The organism is Leucobacter insecticola (genome assembly GCF_011382965.1).
Taxonomy (GTDB): Bacteria; Actinomycetota; Actinomycetes; order Actinomycetales; family Microbacteriaceae; genus Leucobacter; species Leucobacter insecticola.
In genome coordinates this window covers 2,528,720-2,552,840 of the sequence record NZ_CP049934.1, presented here as the reverse complement: position 1 = coordinate 2,552,840, position 24,121 = coordinate 2,528,720, and the positions used below count along the sequence as shown (strand labels likewise).

The window sequence follows — 24,121 nt, the reverse complement described above, 5'->3', positions numbered from 1 at the left end:
TTTTGAGGCGGCTGCGGGGAGCTTCGTTGCTCCCCGCAGCCGCCTTGTTTTTCTCCCGTTCGAGGCCTCCGAGGTGATAGACGTCACGGCATGCGGCGTAGGCATAGAATGGGACAATGCCTGAGAATGACATCAAACCGCGCAGTCGCGACGTTACCGATGGGATCGAAAAAGCCGCAGCCCGGGGAATGCTCCGCGCCGTGGGTATGGGAGACGCAGACTGGGACAAGCCCCAGATCGGCATCGCCAGCTCCTGGAACGAGATCACTCCCTGCAACCTGAGCCTAGATCGGCTCGCCCAGGGAGCCAAAGAAGGCGTGCACTCGGGCGGAGGGTATCCGCTGCAGTTCGGCACGGTGTCGGTGTCGGATGGCATTTCGATGGGCCACGAAGGGATGCACTTCTCGCTCGTTTCGCGCGAGGTCATCGCCGACTCCGTCGAGACCGTCATGATGGCGGAGCGGCTTGACGGCTCGATCCTGCTCGCCGGCTGTGACAAGTCGCTTCCCGGCATGCTGATGGCCGCCGCGCGCCTCGACCTCGCATCGGTGTTCCTGTATGCCGGGTCAATCGCTCCCGGCTGGGTCAAGCTCACCGACGGCACTGAGAAGGAAGTCACCATCATCGACGCCTTCGAAGCGGTTGGCGCCTGCAAGGCAGGCACGATGAGCGAAGAAGACCTGAAGCGTATCGAGTGCTCGATCGCGCCGGGTGAGGGTGCCTGCGGTGGCATGTACACCGCGAACACGATGGCATCGATCGCGGAAGCGCTCGGCATGAGCCTTCCCGGCTCCGCTGCGCCGCCCAGCGCGGACCGTCGCCGTGACTACTATGCGCACCGCTCGGGTGAGGCCGTCGTCAATATGCTGCGGCTCGGGATCACGGCGCGCGACATTCTGACGCGCAAGGCCTTTGAGAACGCGATCACGCTGCTCATGGCCTACGGTGGCTCAACGAACGCGGTGCTGCACCTGCTTGCGATCGCGCGTGAAGCTGAGGTGGATCTGACGCTCGAAGACTTCAACCGCATCGGCGCGAAGGTGCCCCACCTCGCAGACATGAAGCCGTTCGGCAAATATGTCATGGCAGACATCGACCGCCACGGCGGCGTTCCTGTGATCCTGAAGGCCCTGCTCGATGCCGGGCTGCTGCACGGTGACGCGCTGACGGTGACGGGCAAGACCATGGCCGAAAACCTGGCGGAGCTGAATCCGGATCCGGTTGACGGCAAAGTGATCCACACGCTTGACGATCCGATCCACGCGACTGGCGGTCTCACCATTCTCCACGGTTCGCTCGCACCGGACGGCGCCGTGGTGAAGACCGCGGGCTTCGACGCTGAGGTGTTTGAGGGCCCCGCGCGAGTGTTTGAGCGCGAGCGCGCCGCGATGGACGCGCTGACCGAGGGCAAGATCGGCAAGGGCGATATCGTGGTGATTCGCTACGAGGGCCCCAAGGGCGGACCGGGGATGCGCGAGATGCTCGCGATCACCGGCGCGATCAAGGGCGCTGGGCTCGGCAAAGATGTACTACTATTGACGGACGGGCGATTCTCAGGCGGCACAACCGGACTGTGTATCGGCCACATTGCACCGGAGGCATCGGACGGAGGTCCAGTTGCTCTGGTGCGCGACGGTGACCTGATTCGGGTCGATATCGCCGCTCAAACGCTCGACTTGCTGGTGGATCCCGCTGAGCTAGAGGCCCGCAGAGAAAATTGGGCCCCGCTTCCCCCGCGATACACGCGTGGTGTACTCGCGAAGTACACCAAGCTCGTACATTCCGCCTCTGAGGGTGCGATTACGGGTTAACCGCGTCGAGCAACACAGTCGCATCTCTGCGCAGATGCTGCTCGCATGTATTGCATGACACCTTCAATTGAGAAAGCAAGACATGACCTCGGAATCGAGTGCAGTGCCACATCAAACAGATACCGTAGCGCCTCGCGGCGAGCAGATGACCGGCGCCCAAGCGGTGGTCCGCAGCCTTGAATCGCTGGGCGTCACCGACGTGTTTGGGCTTCCCGGCGGCGCGGTGTTGCCGCTGTATGACGCTCTCATGGACGCGCCGAAGCTTCGCCACGTCCTCGTTCGCCACGAGCAGGGCGGTGGCCACGCGGCAGAGGGCTTTGCCTCCTCGAGCGGCAAGGTCGGAGTGTGCATCGCTACCTCCGGGCCGGGCGCGACCAACCTGGTGACGGCGATCGCCGACGCCTACATGGATTCGGTGCCGCTGCTCGCGATCACCGGCCAGGTGTTCTCTCACCTGATGGGATCCGATGCGTTCCAGGAAGCCGACATCATGGGCGTCACGATGCCCATCACGAAGCACTCCTTCCTGGTAAAGAAGGCGGAGGACATTCCCGGTGCTATCGCGGCCGCCTATCATCTGGCGTCGACGGGTCGCCCGGGCCCCGTGCTCGTGGACATCACGAAAGACGCGCAGGAAGGGCTCATCGACTTCGTGTGGGATCCGCGCGTTGACCTCGCCGGCTACCGCCCCATCACGAAAGCCAACAGCAAGCAGATTCAGGCTGCAGCTGAACTCATTTCGCAGGCGCAGCGCCCCGTGTTTTACGTTGGCGGCGGTGTCGTGAGGGCCGGAGCCGCGGAGGAACTGCGGCACCTGGTCGAACTCGTCGGCGCGCCCGTCGTGACGACCCTGATGGCGCGCGGCGTGTTCCCCGACTCCCACCCGCAGCACCTCGGCATGCCCGGCATGCACGGTACGGTTCCCGCGGTGCTTGCGCTGCAGGAGGCTGACCTGCTGATCACTCTCGGCGCGCGCTTCGACGATCGCGTGACGGGGAAGGCCGCGCTTTTCGCTCCCGAGGCGAAGGTGATCCACGCAGATATCGACCCCGCAGAGATCGGCAAGATCCGCGCCGCAGATGTGCCCATTGTGGGTGACGCCGCCGAGGTGATTGCGGATCTGATTGCCGCGGTCTCGACCGCGAAGGTCAGCCGCGAGTGCGCCGAGATTTCACCGTGGTGGGAGCGGCTGCGGATGCTGCAGGAGAAGTTCCCGCTGGGATACAGCGAGACCAGCGATGGCCTCCTCTCGCCGCAGTACGTGATCCAGCGCATCGGTGAGCTCACCGGCCCAGACGGCGTGTACGTCGCGGGTGTGGGTCAGCACCAGATGTGGGCGGCGCAGTTCATCAAGTATGAACGCCCGAACGCGTGGCTGAACTCCGGCGGTGCCGGCACCATGGGCTACTCGGTGCCCGCGGCGATGGGCGCGAAGGTTGCGCAGCCGGATCGTGTGGTCTGGGCGATTGACGGCGACGGTTGCTTCCAGATGACCAATCAGGAACTCGCGACCTGCGTGGTCAACAACATCCCGATCAAGGTCGCGATCATCAACAACTCATCCCTCGGCATGGTGCGGCAGTGGCAGACTCTGATCTACGAGGGTCGCTACTCGAACACCGAGCTCAACACCGGGCACGGCAGCGCACGCGTGCCAGACTTCGTGAAGCTCGGCGATGCTTACGGCTGCCTTGCGATCCGGGTCGAACGCGAAGACCAGATCGACGACGCCATCAAGCTTGCCCTCGAAACGAACGACCGCCCCGTGGTCATCGACTTCGTCGTCAGCTCGGATGCGATGGTGTGGCCGATGGTCCGCCAAGGCACCTCGAACAGCGATATTCAGTACGCCCTTGAGCACGCCCCCGAGTGGGAGGAGGAGTAAAAATGAGCCGTCACGTACTCAGCCTCCTGGTAGAGGATAAGCCGGGCCTGTTGACCCGTGTCGCTGGGCTCTTTGCCCGTCGCGGCTTCAACATCGAGTCCCTCGCCGTGGGCCCCACCGAAATGCGGGGCCTGTCACGGATCACCGTGGTTGTTGATGAAGACGAGACACTGCTCGAGCAGGTGACGAAGCAGCTCAACAAGCTGGTAAACGTGATCAAGGTCGTCGAACTCGAGGAATCGGGATCGGTGCAGCGCGAACACGTCCTGATCAAGGTCCGCGCCGACAACCAGACACGCTCGCACGTGCTGGAGGCCGTTAACCTCTTCCGCGCCCGCGTGGTCGACGTTGTCCCGGATGCCCTGACCATCGAGGTCACGGGGGATACCGGCAAGATCGACGCGTTCCTGAAGGTGCTCGAGCCTTACGGGATCAAGGAGATCGCGCAGTCGGGGCTCATTGCTATGGGTCGCGGATCCAAGTCCATCACGGAGCGAGTCTTCAAGAACTAGTGCCTCTGCTGCCCCCGAGTCCATCCGCCGGTTGAGCGAGCGAAGCGAGTCGAAACCCAAGGCCATTTCCTTAATTTCGACTCCGCTCAATCGGCGGAAACCACCCCACAGAACAAACAGATTTACCGAAATCACACAACATAAAGGAGAGCCGCAACATGGCTGAGATGTACTACGACGCCGACGCTGATCTGTCGATCATCCAGGGCAAGAAGGTCGCCGTGATCGGCTATGGCTCACAGGGACACGCGCACGCAATGAACCTGCGCGACTCGGGCGTCGAGGTCGTTATCGGCCTCAAAGAGGGGTCGAAGTCGATCCAGAAGGCCGAGGAGGCCGGCTTCACCGTGAAGACCGTAGCTGACGCAGCTGAGTGGGCTGACCTGATCATGATCCTCGCTCCGGATCAGCACCAGCGCGCGATCTACCGCGATTCGATCAAGCAGCACCTCACCGCGGGCAAGACGCTCGCGTTTGCGCACGGCTTCAACATCCGCTTCGGCTACATCGAGACCCCGAGGGCGTCGACGTGATCCTCGTCGCTCCCAAGGCTCCGGGCCACACTGTGCGCCGCGAGTTCGAGGCAGGCCGCGGTATTCCCGACATCATCGCCGTCGAGGTTGACGCCTCGGGCACCGCGTGGGACACCGCGAAGTCGTACGCGAAGGCGATCGGCGGCACCCGCGCCGGCGTCATCAAGACCACCTTCACCGAGGAGACCGAGACGGACCTCTTCGGCGAGCAGGCTGTGCTCTGCGGCGGTACCTCGCAGCTCGTACAGTACGGCTTCGAGACGCTCACCGAGGCCGGCTACCAGCCCGAGATCGCGTACTTCGAGGTGCTCCACGAGCTCAAGCTCATCGTGGACCTGATGTGGGAGGGCGGCATCGCCAAGCAGCGCTGGTCGGTGTCTGACACCGCCGAGTACGGCGACTACGTCTCCGGCCCGCGCGTTATCGACCCCAGCGTCAAGGAAAACATGAAGGCCGTGCTCGCTGACATCCAGTCGGGCGCCTTCGCGAAGCGCTTCATCGATGACCAGGACAACGGTGGCAAGGAATTCATCGAGCTCCGCACCAAGGGCGAGAAGCACCCGATCGAGACCACCGGTCGCGAGCTGCGCAAGCTGTTCTCGTGGAAGCAGACCGATGCGGACTACGTCGACGGCAGCGTCGCGCGCTAGTTCGTTTGCATACAGCGGGGCGTCCAGGGTTTCCCGGGCGCCCCGCTGTGTTATGTCGTGATGCGAGGACGATGCGGTCGTGCTGAGTGGAGCCGATGAGGCCGAGATTGCTGCATGGGAGCAGGGGCATCCCTGTGATCCCTTGAGTGGGGATTTGACGTGAGCCGGTTCTTACTCGCACGAACGTAGTGCTGTGGCTTGCGATCCCGCCGAGGAGAGTGAGTTCACTGAGAACACCGATTCGACGCAGAACACCTCAAACTATTGAAAATCAGGTGTTCTAGGGTGAATCGGTGTTCTTAGGCAAACGGCCGCGGGCGGGTGACGCGGGCCGTGGCCGGGGCGGTCCAGGGATCCTCCGGCCACGGGTGCTTCGGGTAGCGGCCGCGCATCTCCCGGCGCACCTGCTGATAGGGGCCGTTCCAGAACGAGGCGAGGTCGTCGGTGACCGCGAGTGGCCGGCGCGCGGGGGAGAGCAGGTGCACCAGCACCGGCACCCGGCCGTCCGCGAGCCGTGGCGTCTCAGCCAGCCCAAACATCTCCTGCAGTTTGACCGCGATGATGGGAGGCGCTTCGGGATCGCTCGGGTCCGGATAGGTGATGCGAACCGTCGAGCCCGAGGGCACCGTCAAGCTCGCAGGTACGAGATCCTCGAATCTGCCCGCCTCCGGCCACGGCAGGAGTCGCCCAAGCGCCGATACGAGATCGATGCGTGCGAGCGAGGATCCCGCGTTCAGCCGGTCAAGATCCGGACCCAGCCAGGCCGTCAACCCCGCGAGCAGCGCGTCGTCGTCCACGGCGGGCCACGGCTCGCCGAGCTCCCGCCTGAGGAACCCGAGCCGCGCTCGCAGCTGAAGCGCCGCGTCTGACCAGTTCAGTGCCGCAAGGCCGTGCTCCCGCAGGTGTGCTGCGAACGCGGGCGCCGTGTCCGCATCGGTCGCGGCGACCGGCGTCGAAGTGAGCAGGATCGCGCCACAGCGGTGTTCCGTCAGCACCCGAACGCGGCCGTCCTCGACGCGCGCCCGGCGCTCGCGGACCACAAGTGCGTCGCCGATCCGCAGCGCGTCGTGTTCGGAGATGGGGGCGGCGAGCCGGATCACCGCGCCCGTACCGTCAGCGGCGCGTCCGCTCGCACGCTGCACCTCGCGCACCGCGATCCACTCGCTGCCGATCAGTCCACTGCCCTCGGGAAGCGCAGCCCGGGTCCCGCTCGCGAGGAGGTACGCGCGGGATCCCTCCGCCACACGGCGCGCGATCCATTCGGGTCGCCCAAGCGCGGCCACGATGCCCGGTGCATCCGATGGGTGCGATGCCTCACCGGTGCCCGCAGCAATTCCCGTCTCGGCGCCGGCGATCTGCTCAAGGCGTCGGCTCTCCCGACGCCACCGCTGTGACCCCGGGGCCTGGCCCGCGCGCAACTCGCGGAGGAGGCGCGGCAAGTCGGCCCCGGGATCGCGGTGGTCATCAGAAATTGCGGCAACCACCTCCGCGGACAGGCGGGCGTCACCCAGTTCGCGTGCTCCCTCGATCAGGGCCCTGGCATCGCGGACCCCGACAGGCAGGCGTGCGATCCTCGCGCCATCGCGAGTGGGAAGACCTGAGTCATCGGTGAGGTGGAGCGTGCGGAGCTCGGCGACGGCCTCCCTCATTGCCGCCGCGGGAGGGGCGCTCGGCAGCGCAAGGCCGACCGCTCCCGGGGTGCCCCACGCGGCAAGCAACAGTGCCGTGTCTGTGAGATCTGCCGAGGCGATCTCGGGAGGAGACTCGGCGGGCATTCTGGCGAACTCGGCCTCCGAATACGCGCGCACCACACGGCCCGGGCCCTGCCGCGCCGCACGGCCCGCACGCTGTTCGGCGCTCGCACGTGATGCGCTCACGGTAACGAGCCCGGTCATGCCGCGTGCGCGGTCTCGCCGCACCTCGCGCGCGAGGCCCGAGTCGACGACGAGCCGCACCCCCGGCACTGTCAATGAGCTTTCCGCGAGGGAGGTGCTGACGACGATCCGCGGCGGATCGCCGGCGTCCCTGCCGTGCACGGCGCGATCCTGATCCCGCGCCGAAACACGACCGTGCAACGGCAGCACCTCAAGCGGGCCCTGAGCGGTTTCGCGAAGCCGCCGCACCACCTCGTCGACCTCGCGGGCGCCGGGCAGAAAGACGAGCGCATCGCAGTTGTCGGTGGACCGTGCCTCAAGAGCGACGGCGGCAACGTGGCTGAGGTAGTCGCGGGTGACCCCGCGGTCGTCGAGGCGTGCTCCGGCGAAGGGGGCAAAGTCTTCCGCGAGCGGGTGCAACGCGGAGGGGATCTCGACGATCGGTGCCGGGACGGAAGCGCCGGATCCGCAGCCCAGAATCTCGGCAACCCGCGAGGCATTCAGCGTCGCCGACATCGCGACCACCAGGAGGTCCTCCCGCAGCGCGCGCACCTCCGCGATCATGCCGAGCAGCAGGTCGCTGTCTATTGAACGCTCGTGCACCTCGTCCAGGATCACCGCGCCGACGCCGTCGAGGCCCGGGTCTGAGAGCAGGCGCCGCAGTAGCACCCCGGGGGTCACTACCTCGAGACGGGTCTGTGCAGAAACCTGTCGCTCGCCGCGCACAGTGAAGCCCACGGACCCGCCAAGCGCGGAGCCGTTAAGCGATGCGATCCGCGAGGCTGCCGCTCGCACGGCAACTCGTCGCGGCTGGGTCAGAATGGTCGCCCCAAAGTCCCGCTGCAGCTCAGCCACGAGCGGCGGTACGAAGGTGGTTTTGCCTGTCCCCGGCGGGGCGGTAACGACCATTGCGCCCGCCGCGGCGGCGGCCTCGAGCTCTTCGCGGTGATCCGCCACGATCAGCCCGGCGCCGATGGCGGAGAGATTGAAGGGCGACCGATTCACATCGCCAATTCTAGGGCGCGCTCGGGCTTGGGGATCTTTGCTGCGTACTCGGAGCACGTCGCAGTTAAGCTTGAGGAATGCAGAAAAAGAGGGAGCGGGGGCACGCGAAAGCAGCATCGCCTCCGGTTGGAAGATCGAGGAGGAGCCGAACCTTCCCGCCGCGGAGGATCCCGTCGGGGGCCCCGGGAGCGAAGAACAAGAGACGCAAGACGGCGCCGAGACTTCCGTGGGCCTCAGCAACGGCGCGCTCGTGCTCTTTGGGGTGTTTGGCGGCCTCTACCTGCTCTACACCTGGGGCTGGTTCGTGGTCGCGCAAGCCTACTCCGGCATGAACGCGGCTGCCGCGGCGGGCAGCGGATCCGTCGGTGGCGTGCTGCAGCAGATCCTTTTCTGGGCTGCGCCGTTGGCAGCCCCGCTGTGGTTCCTCGTCTCCTTGGCGGCGGCTCGCGGCGGACGCACGAAGCGGCTCGCTTTGATGCTCTGCATCGGTGCCGTCGTGCTGCTTCCGTTGCCCATGCTGATCGCGAAGGGAGGCTAACCGTGCTGAAAACGTTGACCGCTTGGATCGTTGGCCTCATGCTGGCTGCCCTCTACGTGTACGCCGCGGTGGCCGCCGTGGGGAACCTGATCGGCATGATCGGGTATGCGGAACGGCTCGGGCTTGGCCTGAGCGTCTCCGGCTGGGCCTGGCTCATCGCCGGAATAGCGCTCCCGATCCTGATACTGGCGTGTGCGCTATGGACCGCGCGGCGCCGTGCTGCGTGGGCGCGGATCCTGTTCCTCGCCGTTGGTGTTGCTGTCGTGTCGGTGGTGCAGATTGACGTCATGTACGCGATCCCGACCTACACGTATTTCGGTTCGTAGCGACGCAGACGGTCCAGCCAGGGTGCGGGGGAATCCTGGCGGTGTCTTCGCGTACGTCGGCACAGCTTCGCGACGGTAGACTAGCCTTCTGCGCGCTTTCTGGCGTGTGAAAGTTTCTGTCGCCAAAGCTCCGAAGGAACCGTTTGATGTCTGCGCCGGTCGTGTTGATCGCTGAACAACTCTCACCCGCCACTATCGCCGCTCTCGGCCCAGATTTCCGGGTGGTGCACGTCGACGGCACGGATCGCGACGCGCTGCGCCAGGAACTCGAGCATGCCGATGCTGTGCTGGTGCGATCCGCCACCCAGATCGACGCCGAGGCGCTCAGTTGGGCACCCAAGCTGAAGGTGGTCGCGCGCGCAGGGGTGGGACTCGACAACGTCGACATTAAGGCCGCAACACAGGCTGGCGTGATGGTCGTGAACGCGCCAACCTCAAACATCATTAGCGCCGCGGAGTTGACCGTCGCCCATATTCTGGGACTCGCCAGGCACCTGCCGCGCGCGCACGCCTCGCTGTCGGCGGGGGAGTGGAAGCGCTCCTCCTACACCGGTATCGAACTCTACGAAAAGACCGTCGGCATTATCGGGCTGGGCCGCATCGGCGCCCTGATCGCCGAGCGCCTGCGCGGCTTTGGTGTCGAGCTCATTGCCTTCGACCCCTACGTCACTGCAGCGCGGGCCCAGCAGCTTGGGGTGCAGCTGGTGACGCTCGAGGAACTGATTGAGCGTGTCGATTTCTTGACGATCCACATGCCGCGCACCCCCGAAACCCTCGGCATGATCGGTGCTGAGCAGCTTAAGGCGATGAAGAAGACCGCGTATGTGGTGAATGTGGCTCGTGGTGGACTCATCGACGAAACTGCGCTTGCTGCAGCGCTCGCCGCCGGTGAAATTGCTGGCGCGGCGCTTGACGTCTTTATGCAGGAGCCGCCGGCCGATACCTCGCTCACGGGCCTCCCGAACGTCAACGTCACCCCCCACCTGGGGGCGTCGACCGAAGAAGCCCAGGAGAAGGCGGGCGTGTCCGTCGCGAAATCGGTGCGTCTTGCGCTTGCGGGCGATCTGGTGCCCGACGCCGTGAACGTCGCTGGCGGTGTGATTGACGAGTATGTGCGCCCCGGGCTGCCCCTCACTGAGAAGCTCGGTCAGGTGTTTGCTGGCCTCGCCGACGGCGCGATCGCTTCTCTCGACATTGAGGTGCACGGTGAGCTCGCGGAGCGCAACGTTGAGGCGCTGCGCCTCGCGGCGCTGAAGGGCGTGTTCTCGAAGGTCGTCAGCGATCCTGTGTCGTATGTGAATGCCCCGCTGCTTGCCGAGCAGCGCAACGTCGAGGTGCGCTTCACGAGCGACACCGTTGCCGAGGATTACCGCAACGTCATCACGCTCCGCGGTGCGCTCACGAACGGCGAGCAGATTTCCGTCTCGGGGACGCTGACCGGGCCGAAGCAGATCGAGAAGATCGTTGAGGTCAATGGCTACGAGGTGGAGCTGCCGATCCCGAACCACCTGATCGTGTTTAGCTACACCGACCGCCCCGGCATCGTTGCGAGCTATGGCAAGTTGCTCGGCGACGCTGGTGTGAACATCGCCGGTCTGCAGATCGCCCGTGACGAAAAGAAGGGCACCGCGCTCTCCGTCGTCTCTGTTGATGGGCCGGTCGCCGACGAGATGATCGCGGATCTTCGCAGCGCCATTGGGGCTGAACGTCTCAGCAGGATCGAGATCGACGCGCTGTAGTACAGAAAGGGCTGGTGCCGGGGCGATTCATCTCGCTCCGGCACCAGCGAACGCGCCACTAGTGTCCTGCGTCGTATCAGGAGACCGTGTCGCGGATCAGCGTCGTCGGCGGGTAGTCGGCCCGCTGCAGGGTCGAGTCTCCGACGAGCCAGATCTTGTCGGCGTTGGTGAAGCCAAACCAGGTCGTTGCTTCGAGCGCGAGTGGTAGCTGGGGATCCGCGGTTTCGCAGCCGATATCAGTGCTACCCGAGTATCCACCGATGGTGAGCAGCCCGGGTGCCATGGACTCCATGGAAAACTCCGCCATAGCTGTGGGATCGAAGTTCGGGTTCGCGGTGAGTTCCCATGAACCGAGCGCACTATTGCAGCCGTCGGATCCTCTCCACGTGCCGTCTGCTTTGAAGTCGAGATAGGCGTGTCCGGTGCTTGCCGGGTTGTCGGAGACCCAGCGGCCTTCGAGAGTGACGCTCGTGTCGTGCGTTCGCATGAGCTCTGTCTTGGTGCCGTCGGCGGCCGTAAAGCGGGCGCGATCACCGTGTTCTTCGAAACTGACCGATTGCGCGCTCGCGATGACGGTTGGGATGGGGAGGTTATCGCAGCCGATGGCCGTCATAACATCTTTCGAGCGAACCCTGAGTGCTTCACCAGCGCCGTGGCTCCAGGTGCCATCGAGCGTGTTGCAGCCGTCGGAGGCGAACCAGATCCCGTATTCGGTGAACTCGACGTAGGCGTTTTGGTTCGCGGGTTTCGGTGCCTGCCAGCGGCCGATCAGTGTGGGTCCTGCGGTGATGACGCCGGTGGGGCCGCGTAGGCCAGGTTCTTCCGCGGGTCCGCTTGCAGGGGAAAGGAGGCTCGCCGCTGCGACTCCCGCGAATGCGAGAACGCCGGCGCAAATCACTCCCACCGCGTGTGTGAAATTCGACATTGACGTCCCTCCTCTTGAAGGTATCCAGAGTGTAACACTCGACTCTCGGACCCCCGGTGCTATCCTTTTGCAGGTAGGCATCTGCCTGCGAAACAAAGAGGAACCGAGCATGTCGACCGGTTGGCTGGTCTTCGGTGGTGGATCCCTCTCCCGGTGCAGTTCACGCAAGAGCGTGTGACCCGGCAGGGTGGCCTTCTACTGTTGATCAGCGCCTGCGGTCGTTCGCAGCGTCCTAGGCTGCCTGTCGCGCGCTCACGTATGTAAGGAGTACCCGTGGAGGGTCCTGAGATTAAATTCGCCGAGACAGTTCTCGACAATGGCAAGTTTGGCAAGCGCACGATCCGGTTCGAGACCGGACGCCTCGCGCAGCAGGCACAGGGCGCGGTCGCCGCGTACCTCGACGAGGAGACGATGCTCCTCTCGGCCACCAGTGCTTCGAAGAACCCGAAGGATCACTTCGACTTCTTCCCGCTGACGGTTGACGTTGAAGAGCGGTCCTACGCCGCAGGCAAGATCCCCGGTTCGTTCTTCCGTCGCGAGGGTCGCCCCTCGACCGAGGCGATCCTCGTGTGCCGTCTGATCGACCGCCCCCTGCGCCCGTCCTTCGTTGACGGCCTCCGCAATGAGGTTCAGATTGTCGTCACCGTGCTGTCGATCGCGCCGGGCGAGTTCTATGATGCCCTCGCGATCAACGCCGCGAGTGCGTCCACCCAGATTTCGGGCCTCCCGTTCTCTGGCCCGATCGCCGGTGTGCGTCTCGCGCTCATCGGAACTCAGTGGGTAGCGTTCCCGAACGAGGAACAGCTGAAGGAAGCCGTCTTCGATCTGATGGTCGCCGGCCGTGTTGTCGTCGACAAGAACGGCAAGGAAGACGTCGCGATCATGATGGTCGAGGCAGAGGCAACCGAGGGTTCGTGGGATCTCATCAAGGCTGGCGCAACGAAGCCAGACGAGGCAATCGTCGCGCAGGGGCTCGAGGCCGCAAAGCCGTTCCTGTCCCAGCTCGTCAAGGCTCAGGAGCAGCTCGCCGCGCAGTCGGCGAAGGAGATCCAGGAATACCCGGTCTTCTTGCCCTACACCGATGAGGTCTACGCTGCGGTCGCCGAGCTCGCTGAGGCGGAGCTCGCGGGGATCTACCAGATCGCCGACAAGCAGGAGCGCCAGGACGCCGATGACGCATTGAAGGCTCGCGTCAAGGAAGCGATCGTCGCCAAGATTGAGGCCGGCACGCTCGACGCATCCGCTGAAGGCCAGGTCTCCGGCGCCTACAAGTCGGTCACGAAGAAGATCGTTCGCGGCAGGATCCTCACCGACGGTGCCCGCATCGACGGCCGTGGGCTGCGCGACATTCGTGCGCTTGACGCCGAGGTCCAGGTCATCCCGCGCGTGCACGGTTCGGCGATCTTCCAGCGCGGCGAAACTCAGATCATGGGCGTCACCACGCTGAACATGCTGAAGATGGAGCAGCAGATCGATTCGCTGTCGCCCACGACCAGCAAGCGCTACATGCACCACTACAACTTCCCGCCCTACTCCACCGGTGAGACCGGTCGTGTAGGCAGCCCGAAGCGTCGCGAGATCGGCCACGGCTTCCTCGCAGAACGCGCGCTCGTGCCGGTGCTGCCGGCACGCGATGAGTTCCCCTACGCGATCCGCCAGGTGTCAGAGGCGCTGAGCTCCAACGGCTCGACCTCAATGGGCTCGGTGTGTGCTTCGACGCTGTCACTGCTGAACGCCGGTGTGCCGCTGCGCGCCGCCGTCGCGGGTATCGCGATGGGTCTTGTCAGCGACGAGGTCAACGGCGAGACGCGCTACGCGACCCTCACCGACATCCTGGGTGCGGAAGACGCGCTCGGCGATATGGACTTCAAGGTTGCAGGTACCTCTGAGTTCATTACCGCGTTGCAGCTCGACACGAAGCTCGATGGCATCCCCTCCGATGTTCTCGCTGGAGCCCTGACGCAGGCGAAGGAAGCCCGCGCCACGATCCTCGGCGTCTTGAACCAGGCGATCGATACGCCCGACGAAATGGCGCCGACCGCGCCCCGCGTCATCAGCGTCAAGATCCCCGTCGACAAGATCGGCGAACTCATCGGGCCCAAGGGTAAGACGATCAACGGGATTCAGGACACCACGGGTGCTGATATCTCGATCGACGACGACGGCACCGTGTACATCGGTGCGGTTGATGGCCCCTCCGCTGAGGCTGCGCGCGCGCAGGTCAACGCGATTGCCAACCCGCAGAACCCCGAGGTCGGTGAACAGTACCTCGGTACTGTCGTGAAGAACGCCGCGTTTGGCGCCTTCATCTCGCTGCTCCCCGGTAAGGACGGCCTGCTGCACATTTCTGAGGTGCGCAAGCTCGCCGGTGGCAAGCGCATCGACAGCGTTGATGACGTGCTCTCGATCGGTCAGAAGATTCTCGTGAAGATCACGAAGGTTGACGATCGTGGCAAGCTCTCGCTCGAGCCTGTGCTTGAGGAAGAAGCTGCTGAAGCTCCGGCCGAGGCCGCAGCCGAGTAATCCTCGTCTTTGCAGAATGCCCGTCACCCCTTATTTGGGGCGGCGGGCATTCTGCGTTTCGCGGCCCCTGATCATCGCAAGCATCGAGAATTCTGAGCGGATTTCAAGAATGTCTTCAAAACCGCGTAATATTTTGGACCTTTCGGAGTCTTAGTATGTGGAGCGCGTTTTTTGTCGCAAAAGTTGACTATCCCCCCTAGCTTCAACTTCTGACTGACACAAAGCGCGCTCCACTTGCACTCAGCCCACCTCTGGTCTCGCAAGCAGCGGATAGGGTTGAAGGATGCGTGAACCGATTGCTCTGCCCCTCGACCTTCCTGAGCTCGCCGTCGACCTGAGCGGAGGGCTTGTGCGCCGCTCCGTCCACCCGAGCGGACTGCGTATCCTGACCGAGCAGATGCCCGGCGCCCGCAGTGCCGCGATCGGGTTCTGGGTGGGGGTGGGATCCCGTGACGAACAGGCCGAGCGTGAAGATGCACCGGGCAGTCTTGGATCCACGCACTTCCTCGAACACCTGCTGTTCAAAGGCACCCCGAGCGTGACGCGTACACGATCGCCACCAGCTTCGACCGCATCGGAGCGGAGCACAACGCCCTCACCGCGAAGGAATACACCTGTTACTACGCGAAAGTGCGCGACGCCGACCTCGACGGCGCCGTGACGGTGCTCGCCGATATGGTCGCGAACTCGGTGCTCGATCCCCAAGAATTTGAGAACGAGCGGGGCGTGATCCTCGAAGAGATTGCGATGGCCGCTGACGATCTCACGGATGTCGCAAACGAGCGTTTCTTTGAGGAGGTGCTCACGGATCACCCCCTCGGGCGCCCGATTGGTGGGAACCCCGAGACGATTCGCGCCGCTCGTCGTGACGACGTGGATCGCCACTACCGTGACCGCTACGACCCCTCGACGCTCGTTGTCACCGCCGCCGGCGCGGTTGACCATGACCGGCTATTGGAACAGGTCGTTGCTGCCCTGAATCTCTCGCCGGAAGAACGCTGGCACACCGACCACGAAGCGCGGCCCGTGCGGCGGCCGCAGAATGCGGAGTTGACGCCCGTGCCGGAGCGGCTTGACACGGCAGGCGGGCCACGGGTGTCCATCACGGAACGACAGAGCGAACAGTTGAACCTCATGATTGGCACTCCGGGTCTTCGCGCAGGCGACCCTCGGCGCTTCGCGTTCGGGATCATGAACGCCGTGCTCGGTGGCGGCATGTCAAGCCGTCTGTTCCAGGAGATCCGCGAGAAGCGGGGCCTCGCCTACACGGCGTATTCCTTCGGAGCGAGCTACTCCGACGCGGGACTCTTCGGCATGTATGCCGGATCCGCCCCCGAAAATGCGGCGGAGGTTGTGGAGCTCAGTCTGATTGAACTGCAGCGCATTGCTGATGCGGGTATTACCGAAGAAGAGCACGAACGTGCCCTCGGTCAGATCGCGGGATCGACGGCGCTCGCGCTCGAGGATTCTGACACCCGCATGGGGCGTCTGGCTCGGGCGGAGCTGGGCAGCGGCGAACTGTTTGACCTCGACGTTTCTCTCGAGCGCTTTCACGCGGTCACCGCCGAGGAGATTCGGGAGATCGCGGCGACCCTCGCTGCCGCGCCGCTCACCGTTGTAGCGGTGGGGGACACGACCCGTTCAACGCTCAGCGCAACAGAGTAGGTTGGCGGTATGACTACTCGCGTTGCCGTCGCCGGAGCCACTGGGCGACTCGGTTCCCTCGTGTGTGAAATCGTCGAGGCGGATCCCGCATTTGAACTCGTTGCGCGGCTCGGCCGCGCTTCCGACACTGAGGCCGGCGCGGATGCGCACCTCCTCGTGGATGTGAGCCACCCCGATGCCTCTCCCGCGATTGTTGAGCGCGCGCTGGCGCGTGGGCAGCGGGTGCTTGTTGGCACGAGCGGGTGGTCTGAGGATCGCCTCACCGCGCTCGCTGCCACCGTTGCCGCGACGCCAGGTGCCGCGGTGCTCGTGGTGCCGAATTTCTCACTAGGGTCGGTGCTGGGAACCGCGCTGGCGCAGATTGCCGCAAAGTTCTATGACTCCATCGAGGTGATTGAGGCTCATCACCCTGGCAAGGTCGATTCGCCCTCGGGGACGGCGGTACGTACTGCCGAATTGATGGCGAAGGCGAGGAACGGTCGCCCGGTCGATGCCCCGCACGCCGACCAATCGCCGCGCGGCGAGCTGGTGGCCGGGATACCCGTGCACAGCCTGCGGCTTGCGGGGGTGGTCGCGAAACAGGAAGTGCGGTTGGGGGGAGACGGTGAGGTGCTGACCATCACCCACGACACCCACTCGAACGCGGCCTATCGCGCGGGCATCAGCGCGGCGCTGCACGCGCTCCTGACCGCTCAGGGGCTCACTGTGGGGCTCGATGGTGTCCTGGGGCTTTCAGGCCTTGCGGGGAGCGGCGCTGGAGTCTCGGCATGATCTTCAGCGCGCGGATCCGGGCGATTGCCGGAGTGATCCTGATCAGCGCCCTCCTGGTGTTGTACTTTGTCTTCGCGGGAATTCGCGCGATCGCGCTCTTGGCCTCGGGGGAGCTGATCCCGGTCGTCATGGGGGCGGCGATGCTGGTGCTGCCATTGCTCGGTTTGTGGGCACTGCTGCGAGAGCTGATGTTTGGCAGGAGCGCGACGCGGCTGGCCGATCGTCTCGAGGCAGAGGGCAGAATGCCCGAAGATGAGGTCGATGTTTCGCCGACCGGACGGCCCGATCGGGAGCAAGCCGATGCTGCTTTTCCGCGCTATCAGGCGGAGGCTGAAGCAGATCCTGAAGCGTGGCAGTCCTGGATGCGGCTTGGAATTGTCTATGATGCCTGCGGTGATCGGAAGCGTGCAAGATGGGCCATTAGGCAAGCGATCCGCCTAGAACGCAACTGAATCCGTAGCTAAATCACAAAGATTAGGCAATTTTGGCATGTTTGCATAGACTCTACGGCGGACGGCAGTGTGCAGGCCCCATGACCTCGCAGCGAACACATCACTGCCGGTACAGCGCGCAGTGATGCGACACTGAACACGGAAGCCACATGGACAAATACGATCTGAACGCAGCAGCGCCGGAAACTCGAACACTCGATTCGATGACCGGTATCAGCAAGAAGGGCCTCCCCTCCGGCACTGTCGGAGTCTTGGGAGCACTGGTTATCGGCCTTTCGACGTGTGCCCCGGCCTACACGCTGACGGCAGCGATCGGCCCGGCGGCATCCGAGGTCGGATACCAGACCCCGGCGATTTTCCTGATGGGCTTCCTTCCGATGCTGCTGGTGGCGCTCGGCTACCGCGCGCTGAACTCGGCGATGCCCGACTCGGGTACCTCGTTCACCTGGGCGACACGTGCCTTCGGTCCGTGGATCGGCTGGATGGCAGGCTGGGGACTGATCGCCGCCACGGTGCTGGTACTGTCGAACCTTGCGGGCATCGCGGTCGAGTTCCTGTTTCAGTCGTTGGGCATTCTGCTCGACGATCCGTCTATCGCTGACATTGCAGGAAACAAGTTCATCAACATCGCCGTGTGTCTCGCCTTCATGGCGATCGCAACCTTCATATCCTTCCGCGGCATGACCTCAACGAAGGTGTTCCAGTACATCACCGTGGTCTTCCAGATGGCAGTGCTGGTGTGGTTCATCATCGCAATGTTTATGGGAGCCGCGGATCCGGCAAACACCGCTGGCACGATGCCTGAACTGTCGTGGTTCAACCCGCTTGAGGTTGATACTTTCAGTGCGTTTGCGGCCGGTATCGCCGTGTCGATCTTCGTCTACTGGGGCTGGGACACCGTCCTCACGATGGGTGAGGAAACCAAGCCCTCGAAGGGTCGCCTTTCGACCGAGAGTAAGGCTGCGATGATCCTCGTTGCGATGCTTGTTGTCCTCTACGTTGGCACCGCTGCCGCAACGGTTGCGTATTCCGGGCTGGGAGACACCGGCACTGGTCTGAACAACCCCGACATTGCGGAGAACGTTTTTGCCGCGCTCGCGCACCCAGTGATGGGTCCTGCCGCGATCCTGCTGTCGCTCGCGATCCTGGTGAGTGCGCTCGCCTCGATCAACTCGACCGCGATCTCGCCCGCGCGCACGCTCCTTGCGATGTCGCATTACGGCGCACTGCCCGCGTCCATCAAGAGGATTCATCCGAAGTACAAGTCGCCCTACGTTGCCCTGCTGTGGTCCTCGATTGTGGCGTCGGTCTTCTACGCTGTGATGCGCTTCATCAGCGAGGACGTGCTGTGGGACACCATCACGGCGCTCGGAATGATGGTGTGCTTCTACTACGGCATCACGGCGCTCGCGAGCCCCTGGTACTTCCGCCGCACCGCAATTGCGGAGGGCATCCGTGCCACGATCTCAAAGATTGTATTGCCGGGGCTTGGTGGCGTGATTCTGCTCATCGTGTTTGTACAGACGACGGTCGATAGCATGGATCCCGCGTTCGGATCCGGCAGCAATATCTTCGGCATCGGCCTCGTCGGCATCATCGGTGTGGTGGTGCTCGGACTGGGAGTTGTGCTGATGGTTATCCAGTCACGCATGTCGCCCGCGTTCTTCCGCGGCCAGGTCCTGGGGCGTGCGGATGCGAGCGAGGACACGAGCGCCGTGCTCGTGTTCGATGACGGCCTCGGATCGTAACGCTCTTCTGGTATTGAGCACTCCGGCCCGGCTTCTTGTGCGAAGCCGGGCCGGAGTGCTGTTTGGGGCGGTGAGAGGGCGGCTCATTTGGCGCACTCTCACTGCTAAATCGCGCCCTCGCTCGCTTAGCTGGGTTTACCTGCTCAATTGGCCTAGTAATAGTTGATCACACGCCCTCAGCCATCACCCGATGTCCAGCACCTCGAAGGAAGCTTCGTTGCACCACTACCAGAGGTTGACCTACACCTGTGCCAGAATTCTGACCCAAGTGCGTTGCTGAAGTATGTTGGTTTGACCCCAGGGACGTTTCAAGAACTTGACGAGACCACACTGTCGCGAGTGTCACCTCGGCTCGCATGGGAGAGCACCTTTAGCATGAACACGCCACCACATAGGGCAAGAACGAATGTAGTGATCGAGCTTGTGGCGACAACATAGAGCGCGGCATAGCCTGGAACCAGACCTGTGATGAGCAACAATACAAGACCTACTGCGAAGGACGAAGCAATCGCGGCAACGCACACGGCACCAACTCCTCGACCTATTAAGCGGCAGACAAGGTAGCCCACGCTCCAAGCAAGCATCCCTGTCGGCATCCCAACGCACAAGCCCAAGAAACCTGTCCAAATAGCGAACCCACTTGGTAACGCGCCCACAAACATGATGGCGGCGCCGATCAAGCTGCCAAGAAAGCCCGACAAAACAAGGAACGCAGGAAACGGTATCGGCAGCTTGAACGAGGTCATTTGCATCACGCCCTATTGATGTTGCTCACGAAAAGCGCCCAGTTCAAGAGAGCGCCGGTCCGATAAACGTCATTATTCACCCAGGGCGAATTGTTCATTACGTTTGCGGTGACCGTGAAGAGCTTGACTGTGCCAACTTTCTTAAACTCAAATAAGATATCCGAACCATATCCATCGATGTGATTCTTTGTTGCGGTGAAGAAAAAATGAAAATAGTTTGTTGCGGTGTACGTGCGGGCCATCTTCACTTCGAAAGGAAAACCAGCCACGTTCAAGGGCAGTATTGCTCCAGTTGGGGGGAAGCTCCGCGGGGCTCCCGGCACTGGGAAATAGCAATTGAAGCAGGACATGAGTAGCGCGCGGGCCGTATTTGGTTCCTTCTGTAGGTCATATTGATAGGTATATCCCCAAGAGGCTTGCGCTACAATCGGATACGAAACCGCAACCGACTGAGTGTCCACGTTCAGGAAAAGGCTGTTGTCCCGCCGTTCGTAACTTACCGGAAGGGACACTCCGGATGCATCGACGGCATGTGGTTTGCCAACTGTGCCATGCACCACTCCGTCCGAGTATAGTTGGTAGTCTTCCCCGCTCTCGATGAGTACAGTACCTTCTGGCACGTTAAATGTGAAGGATACTTCCTCAGCGGATGCATGCTCGTTAATGACTGTAAACAGGTTCAGGCCAGCTCCTGTTGGTTGGAGGACCGTCGTTGGTCCTTGTACATCATCCCCCGAAGTCGCGGTCATCCCGCCGATAGTTTCGTCAATAGAATTAGCTGTGTTGATTCTCAGGGTGGCTCCCTGCACGGGGAGAAGTCCTTCTATTGCGTAGATTTGTTCGGGTAGATTCACTTCGATCGCGCCACCTGTTTCAACTATCTCGATATCTGTCGACTCAAAGGTCTGATCCGCGATATTGGGTACGGCATCTAGGAGGCTACTAATTGCCGGTTGTTCTGATCCGCTATTGCCCGCGTGTGCCACTCCGCCAGTTAGCGTAATCATTGCTACAGCAAGCCCCGCTGAAACTGACGAACTCAAAAACTTGTTTCTCATAAACATACTTCTTTGTGCGTTAAGTGAGTCCTCAGTTTAGCCTCGTAAGGCGAAATCTGGATAGAGGGAAAGTATCATGTGTAGCAAATTGGTGGTGCGGTGGTTGTCAAGTCAAATGAGACATTCCTAGCCTAATTATTTGGTCGCGGGTTCCTTCCTCTTCGCGAGGTCATTGATCGCGACTTTCGTGGGCAGCTTCGGAGCTACCGGCGGCTTGGTAAACCGTTCCGGGTGCGCCCGATACGCGGCATCGAGGGTGCGCTGCCGACCCTCCCGAATCTCCACAGCCGTGCCGTAATGCACCGACGCTGGAGTATGCCACCCGATCCCCGAATGACGGTGCTCATGGTTGTACCAGCTCACAAACTCGTCCATCCAAGCACGCGCCTCACCGATGCTCGCGAACCGTTCGGGATAGTCGGGCTGATACTTCATCGTCTTGAACTGCGATTCAGAAAACGGGTTATCGTTACTCGTCCTGGGCCGGTTGTGCGACTTCCGCACATCAAGATCGACAAGCAGTGACGCCAACGGTTTCGACGTCATCGCAGCCCCACCATCCGCATGGAGATACCCGGTCGGCCTGCCCTGCTCAGCAACAATATCCGCGACGAGTTCCGCCGCGAGATCCCCGTCCTCGATGACCTCGATCCGCCACCCCACCACGTAGCGAGAGAAAATATCAATCACGACGTAGGCGTGATACCAGATCCCTTTCGCAGGCCCCCGCATCTTCGTAATATCCCAGCTCCACACAACCATCGGTGCGTGCGCGATCAACTCCGGGATCACACGCGGCGGATGAATCGCTTGACGGCGACGCTCACCGCCCATGTGCGCATCCTGCAAGATCCGGTACATCGTGCGCGGCGAACCCCAATACCGGCCCTCGTCAAGCTCTCGCGCCCACACCTGATGCACACTCATCTCGGCATACTCTTCGCTGGTGAGGAGCGTCAAGATCGCTGCCCGCTCCGTCTCGTTAAGCTCCGCAGGATGATGAGGGTTCAGCAACGGGCCGATAAACCGGGGTGGCGGGTTCAACACACGATGATGAGTCGCGCGGGAAAGCCCCACCAGCAGGCACGCCCGCACCACACCGATCAACACGGTGAGCTGCACCACCGTCGCTGACTGCCAGGCCACCCGCTCAGACCTTGTCATGACCTGTTCCTCGACGAGAGCGCTTCCAAGAAGCTGACACCTTTTCCCAGTACCTCGAGTGCGGCATCACGGTCAGCGATAACCCGGTCCTTCTTCAAGGCCTCACCACGGAGTTTCGCGTTCTCACGCTCCAGTTCCACGATCCGTTTCTGCTCTGCCGTACGGGCAGACCCGGCAGGGCGTCCTTTCCGGGTTCCCGTTGCGAGGAGGCCTGCAGTGTTCGCGGCACGCCACTCCTGAATATGGGAGTCGTACAAGCGTTCCCGGCGCAGGATCGAGCCTTTCTCGCCGTGGGCTGCCTGGTCGTACTCGGCGACGATCTGACGCTTATACTCGGCTGTGAACGTGCGTCGTTTCGCGTAGTCTGCTCGCGGGCCGGACGCTGTGTCGGCAGTGCTTGGTTCGCTCTCTTCGGGCAGTTCCGGGAGCATGTCTATCGTGGTCATGTTCTGGGTCCTTCAGCGTTTTTCTAGCCCCATTAATTACCAGGCTCTGTGTCTCACACCAGTCTGGCAGGTAGGGCTACGCGGACTATCCCGAAACTGGCGCAGTTGTTGAAGGGCAGCGAGCGGGTGAGTATTGTTGGCGGTGACGTGCTTGTTGATGGTGTGAGGAAGCTGTCGACGCAGGAGCTTGCTGAGTTGTATGGGCAGAGTGTGCATAATATGGACGCTGGGCAGGCAACGCTCGGGCGATTCATTAAGGATAGTCCGGCTAGTTATGAGAAAGTTGCTGCTGAGGCCGGCGACGCGCACTTCAATCTGGGAGGTGCGGGGTGGGAAGCGGCGCAAGCCAAGTATGGGCTTAACGACGGGCAAATGTTTGAATTACTAAATCGCCCCTTCTTGGAAGAAATCATAGGCAATCGACGTCCTGTGAATTTCACACAGGACCCTACGCTTCGACCGGGATCAGCTTTGAATAAAGAACTCAAATACCTTGAATCTAATGGGTACGAGTATGACCCGTCATCAATGATCGCAACTTATGGAGGAAAATAGGTCGACATGTTTGTGAGTGAGTTGTTTGAGCTACGTGGTTTGGTGCAACAGTATTTTACGCATCGTGCAGTTTATGTCGATACTGTGAGACACAATCCTGAAGTCGATAGAGAAGATGGTTTCGTGAGATTTTTGCTCTACGAGTCATTCGTCTTCGGGTTTGGATTCTCCGGTGCGCCATATTCATCTTTGGGATTCTTTTTCCAAGCAGACTCGGCGGCTTCTTCGACAACGTTGCTGGGTGTTGATCTTACGTTTGTTGAAAACGACCGACAGGCTATTTCGGCCGCGCTGGAACACATTGACCGCTATTGTAGGTTGCGGCTCCCAAAGGAGTTTCTTGTAGCTTTCGATGCAGCCTGGAGCTCTTGAGTAGACGGTTGTCGTTGCACTCACGGAGAACTTCCGTCATCTCGTTGGTCGTCTTGCGTTGCGCATATGTCCCTCCAGAAGGAACTCCGTTCCCTCAGGGGGCGCCTCCGCCAGACTTAACGACGAGCTTATATCACAAATGCAAAAGGCTTTGCTGCAGATTTCTGGGGTTCGCATTCGGTGGAGGCAGCAGGGAGGGTGTCTGCGAACATTGCTTCCTTGTTTATTCCGGTCGGTGGGATTGCGGGGAGGTTTGCAAGAATTAGCAAGGTCGGCGCGGAAGCGGCGGCGACGCGCACTTCAACCTCAAAGACTCTGGTTGGAGCGATGCGCTTCGAATGGCGAGTAGCCCTTTCGGGTAGCGCCAGTCCACCCATCGAGTAGCAGGGTTCCGGGTATCGGGAAGCGCTGCGGTGGAGAACACCTCCCGATACCCGCTGCCGCTACTCCCAGTAGCTTTCGGCTTGGCGGGCCTGCTCGCTGAGCTCGCGACGCATATCGACATCACCGAGAGTGATCTTCTTGGCGTGGTTCACGAGCCGGTTCACGATGGAGTCCGCGGCGACTTTGTCGGGCAGCACGTCTACCCAATAATCCGGCCCCGACTGCGACGCGATCACCGTTGCTGCTCAATGTTCCCTGTTCGCGAGAATCGTGAAGAGGTCGGCAGCCGCGTCGGGGTCAATACCGACCGTGAGGAAATCATCAATGAGGAGCAATCCCACGCTCGAGTACTCGTTCAGCATGGCCTGGTGTTTGATGCTGTCGCTTCTGGCGATCACCAATGCTCGCGCGAGATCATCCATTCGGGCGTAGGTGAGTA

19 protein-coding genes and 2 pseudogenes are annotated in these 24,121 nt (G+C 62.3%); 14 read left to right on the top strand and 7 right to left on the bottom strand.

The genetic code is table 11. The features are described 5' to 3' along the window. The first annotated feature begins 116 nt into the window (after positions 1-116). The 4 genes and pseudogenes from ilvD to ilvC all read left to right on the top strand — a co-directional run bounded on the left by ilvD (position 117) and on the right by ilvC (position 5,391). A complete protein-coding gene (gene ilvD, locus G7067_RS11900; protein ID WP_166324662.1) occupies positions 117-1,811 on the top strand; it encodes a dihydroxy-acid dehydratase in 1,695 nt (564 codons plus the stop codon). A gap of 82 nt (positions 1,812-1,893) precedes the next feature. Further along, a complete protein-coding gene (locus G7067_RS11895; protein ID WP_166324659.1) occupies positions 1,894-3,696 on the top strand; it encodes an acetolactate synthase large subunit in 1,803 nt (600 codons plus the stop codon). A gap of 2 nt (positions 3,697-3,698) precedes the next feature. Beyond that, a complete protein-coding gene (ilvN, locus tag G7067_RS11890) occupies positions 3,699-4,208 on the top strand; it encodes an acetolactate synthase small subunit (RefSeq protein ID WP_166324656.1) in 510 nt (169 codons plus the stop codon). Positions 4,209-4,366: 158 nt separating this feature from the next. Further along, positions 4,367-5,391 (top strand): annotated as a pseudogene (gene ilvC, locus G7067_RS11885) (ketol-acid reductoisomerase). A 299-nt stretch (positions 5,392-5,690) separates the two neighbouring features. Here the strand turns inward: ilvC and hrpB are convergent. After that, positions 5,691-8,270 carry an ATP-dependent helicase HrpB gene (gene hrpB, locus G7067_RS11880; protein WP_244301110.1) on the bottom strand — a complete coding sequence of 860 codons (2,580 nt, stop codon included), beginning with the start codon at positions 8,268-8,270 and terminating at the stop codon, positions 5,691-5,693. A gap of 70 nt (positions 8,271-8,340) precedes the next feature. Here hrpB and G7067_RS11875 point away from each other — a divergent pair, with 70 nt between their 5' ends. The 3 genes from G7067_RS11875 (at position 8,341) to serA (ending at position 10,873) form a co-directional block, all read left to right on the top strand. Beyond that, a complete protein-coding gene (locus tag G7067_RS11875) occupies positions 8,341-8,808 on the top strand; it encodes a hypothetical protein (RefSeq protein WP_166324650.1) in 468 nt (155 codons plus the stop codon). 2 nt (positions 8,809-8,810) lie between these two features. Continuing rightward, on the top strand, positions 8,811-9,134 hold the full coding sequence (locus tag G7067_RS11870) for a hypothetical protein (RefSeq protein ID WP_166324647.1): 324 nt from the start codon (positions 8,811-8,813) through the stop codon (positions 9,132-9,134). 146 nt (positions 9,135-9,280) lie between these two features. Then, positions 9,281-10,873 carry a phosphoglycerate dehydrogenase gene (serA, locus tag G7067_RS11865; RefSeq protein ID WP_166324644.1) on the top strand — a complete coding sequence of 531 codons (1,593 nt, stop codon included), beginning with the start codon at positions 9,281-9,283 and terminating at the stop codon, positions 10,871-10,873. A gap of 76 nt (positions 10,874-10,949) precedes the next feature. Here serA and G7067_RS11860 read toward each other — a convergent pair whose 3' ends face one another. After that, positions 10,950-11,798, bottom strand: coding sequence for a hypothetical protein (locus tag G7067_RS11860; protein ID WP_166324642.1), 849 nt, complete (start codon positions 11,796-11,798; stop codon positions 10,950-10,952). Positions 11,799-12,071: 273 nt separating this feature from the next. Here G7067_RS11860 and G7067_RS11855 point away from each other — a divergent pair, with 273 nt between their 5' ends. From G7067_RS11855 to G7067_RS11835, 5 genes and pseudogenes are all read left to right on the top strand, one after another. Continuing rightward, complete coding sequence (locus G7067_RS11855; protein WP_166324639.1) at positions 12,072-14,321, top strand: polyribonucleotide nucleotidyltransferase; 2,250 nt, start codon at positions 12,072-12,074, stop codon at positions 14,319-14,321. 283 nt (positions 14,322-14,604) lie between these two features. Beyond that, positions 14,605-15,986 (top strand): annotated as a pseudogene (locus G7067_RS11850) (M16 family metallopeptidase). Between the two features lie 9 nt (positions 15,987-15,995). Continuing rightward, entirely contained in the window at positions 15,996-16,757 is a 762-nt protein-coding gene (gene dapB, locus G7067_RS11845; RefSeq protein WP_166324636.1) for a 4-hydroxy-tetrahydrodipicolinate reductase, read from the top strand. Next, positions 16,754-17,209, top strand: coding sequence for a hypothetical protein (locus G7067_RS11840; RefSeq protein ID WP_166324633.1), 456 nt, complete (start codon positions 16,754-16,756; stop codon positions 17,207-17,209). The genes dapB and G7067_RS11840 overlap by 4 nt, the downstream gene beginning before the upstream one ends. Before the next feature lie 149 nt (positions 17,210-17,358). Next, complete coding sequence (locus G7067_RS11835; RefSeq protein WP_166324630.1) at positions 17,359-18,957, top strand: APC family permease; 1,599 nt, start codon at positions 17,359-17,361, stop codon at positions 18,955-18,957. 751 nt (positions 18,958-19,708) lie between these two features. Here the strand turns inward: G7067_RS11835 and G7067_RS11830 are convergent. The 3 genes from G7067_RS11830 to G7067_RS11820 form a co-directional block, all read right to left on the bottom strand. Continuing rightward, positions 19,709-20,761 (bottom strand): hypothetical protein, encoded by a 1,053-nt coding sequence (locus tag G7067_RS11830; protein WP_166324627.1) that lies wholly within the window; start codon positions 20,759-20,761, stop codon positions 19,709-19,711. 135 nt (positions 20,762-20,896) lie between these two features. After that, positions 20,897-21,925 (bottom strand): DDE-type integrase/transposase/recombinase, encoded by a 1,029-nt coding sequence (locus G7067_RS11825; protein WP_166324624.1) that lies wholly within the window; start codon positions 21,923-21,925, stop codon positions 20,897-20,899. Beyond that, the gene (locus tag G7067_RS11820; protein ID WP_166324621.1) at positions 21,922-22,371 is read right to left on the bottom strand and encodes a transposase; all 450 of its coding nucleotides are present in this window, start codon (positions 22,369-22,371) and stop codon (positions 21,922-21,924) included. Before G7067_RS11820 ends, G7067_RS11825 begins: the two co-directional genes overlap by 4 nt. A gap of 108 nt (positions 22,372-22,479) precedes the next feature. Between G7067_RS11820 and G7067_RS11815 the strand changes: the two genes are divergently transcribed. Next, complete coding sequence (locus tag G7067_RS11815) at positions 22,480-22,926, top strand: hypothetical protein (RefSeq protein ID WP_166324618.1); 447 nt, start codon at positions 22,480-22,482, stop codon at positions 22,924-22,926. Positions 22,927-22,932: 6 nt separating this feature from the next. Further along, positions 22,933-23,298, top strand: coding sequence for a hypothetical protein (locus tag G7067_RS11810; RefSeq protein ID WP_166324615.1), 366 nt, complete (start codon positions 22,933-22,935; stop codon positions 23,296-23,298). A gap of 443 nt (positions 23,299-23,741) precedes the next feature. Here the strand turns inward: G7067_RS11810 and G7067_RS14480 are convergent, their stop codons facing one another. Together G7067_RS14480 and G7067_RS14475 are read right to left on the bottom strand one after the other, a co-directional pair. Then, positions 23,742-23,918, bottom strand: a complete 177-nt coding sequence (locus G7067_RS14480) for an ATP-binding protein (protein ID WP_244301109.1) — start codon at positions 23,916-23,918, stop codon at positions 23,742-23,744. Between the two features lie 9 nt (positions 23,919-23,927). Then, positions 23,928-24,104 (bottom strand): hypothetical protein, encoded by a 177-nt coding sequence (locus G7067_RS14475; protein ID WP_244301108.1) that lies wholly within the window; start codon positions 24,102-24,104, stop codon positions 23,928-23,930. Positions 24,105-24,121 lie beyond the last annotated feature (17 nt).

What these genes read in the sequence shown, in the direction of transcription:
- ilvD (WP_166324662.1), top strand. Translation starts at nt 117, where the DNA reads ATGCCTGAGAATGACATCAAACCGCGCAGTCGCGACGTTACCGATGGG.
- G7067_RS11895 (WP_166324659.1), top strand. Translation starts at nt 1,894, where the DNA reads ATGACCTCGGAATCGAGTGCAGTGCCACATCAAACAGATACCGTAGCG.
- ilvN (WP_166324656.1), top strand. Translation starts at nt 3,699, where the DNA reads ATGAGCCGTCACGTACTCAGCCTCCTGGTAGAGGATAAGCCGGGCCTG.
- serA (WP_166324644.1), top strand. Translation starts at nt 9,281, where the DNA reads ATGTCTGCGCCGGTCGTGTTGATCGCTGAACAACTCTCACCCGCCACT.
- G7067_RS11860 (WP_166324642.1), bottom strand. Translation starts at nt 11,798, where the DNA reads ATGTCGAATTTCACACACGCGGTGGGAGTGATTTGCGCCGGCGTTCTC.
- dapB (WP_166324636.1), top strand. Translation starts at nt 15,996, where the DNA reads ATGACTACTCGCGTTGCCGTCGCCGGAGCCACTGGGCGACTCGGTTCC.
- G7067_RS11840 (WP_166324633.1), top strand. Translation starts at nt 16,754, where the DNA reads ATGATCTTCAGCGCGCGGATCCGGGCGATTGCCGGAGTGATCCTGATC.
- G7067_RS11835 (WP_166324630.1), top strand. Translation starts at nt 17,359, where the DNA reads ATGGACAAATACGATCTGAACGCAGCAGCGCCGGAAACTCGAACACTC.
- G7067_RS11830 (WP_166324627.1), bottom strand. Translation starts at nt 20,761, where the DNA reads ATGAGAAACAAGTTTTTGAGTTCGTCAGTTTCAGCGGGGCTTGCTGTA.
- G7067_RS11825 (WP_166324624.1), bottom strand. Translation starts at nt 21,925, where the DNA reads ATGACAAGGTCTGAGCGGGTGGCCTGGCAGTCAGCGACGGTGGTGCAG.
- G7067_RS11820 (WP_166324621.1), bottom strand. Translation starts at nt 22,371, where the DNA reads ATGACCACGATAGACATGCTCCCGGAACTGCCCGAAGAGAGCGAACCA.
- G7067_RS11810 (WP_166324615.1), top strand. Translation starts at nt 22,933, where the DNA reads ATGTTTGTGAGTGAGTTGTTTGAGCTACGTGGTTTGGTGCAACAGTAT.
- G7067_RS14475 (WP_244301108.1), bottom strand. Translation starts at nt 24,104, where the DNA reads ATGGATGATCTCGCGCGAGCATTGGTGATCGCCAGAAGCGACAGCATC.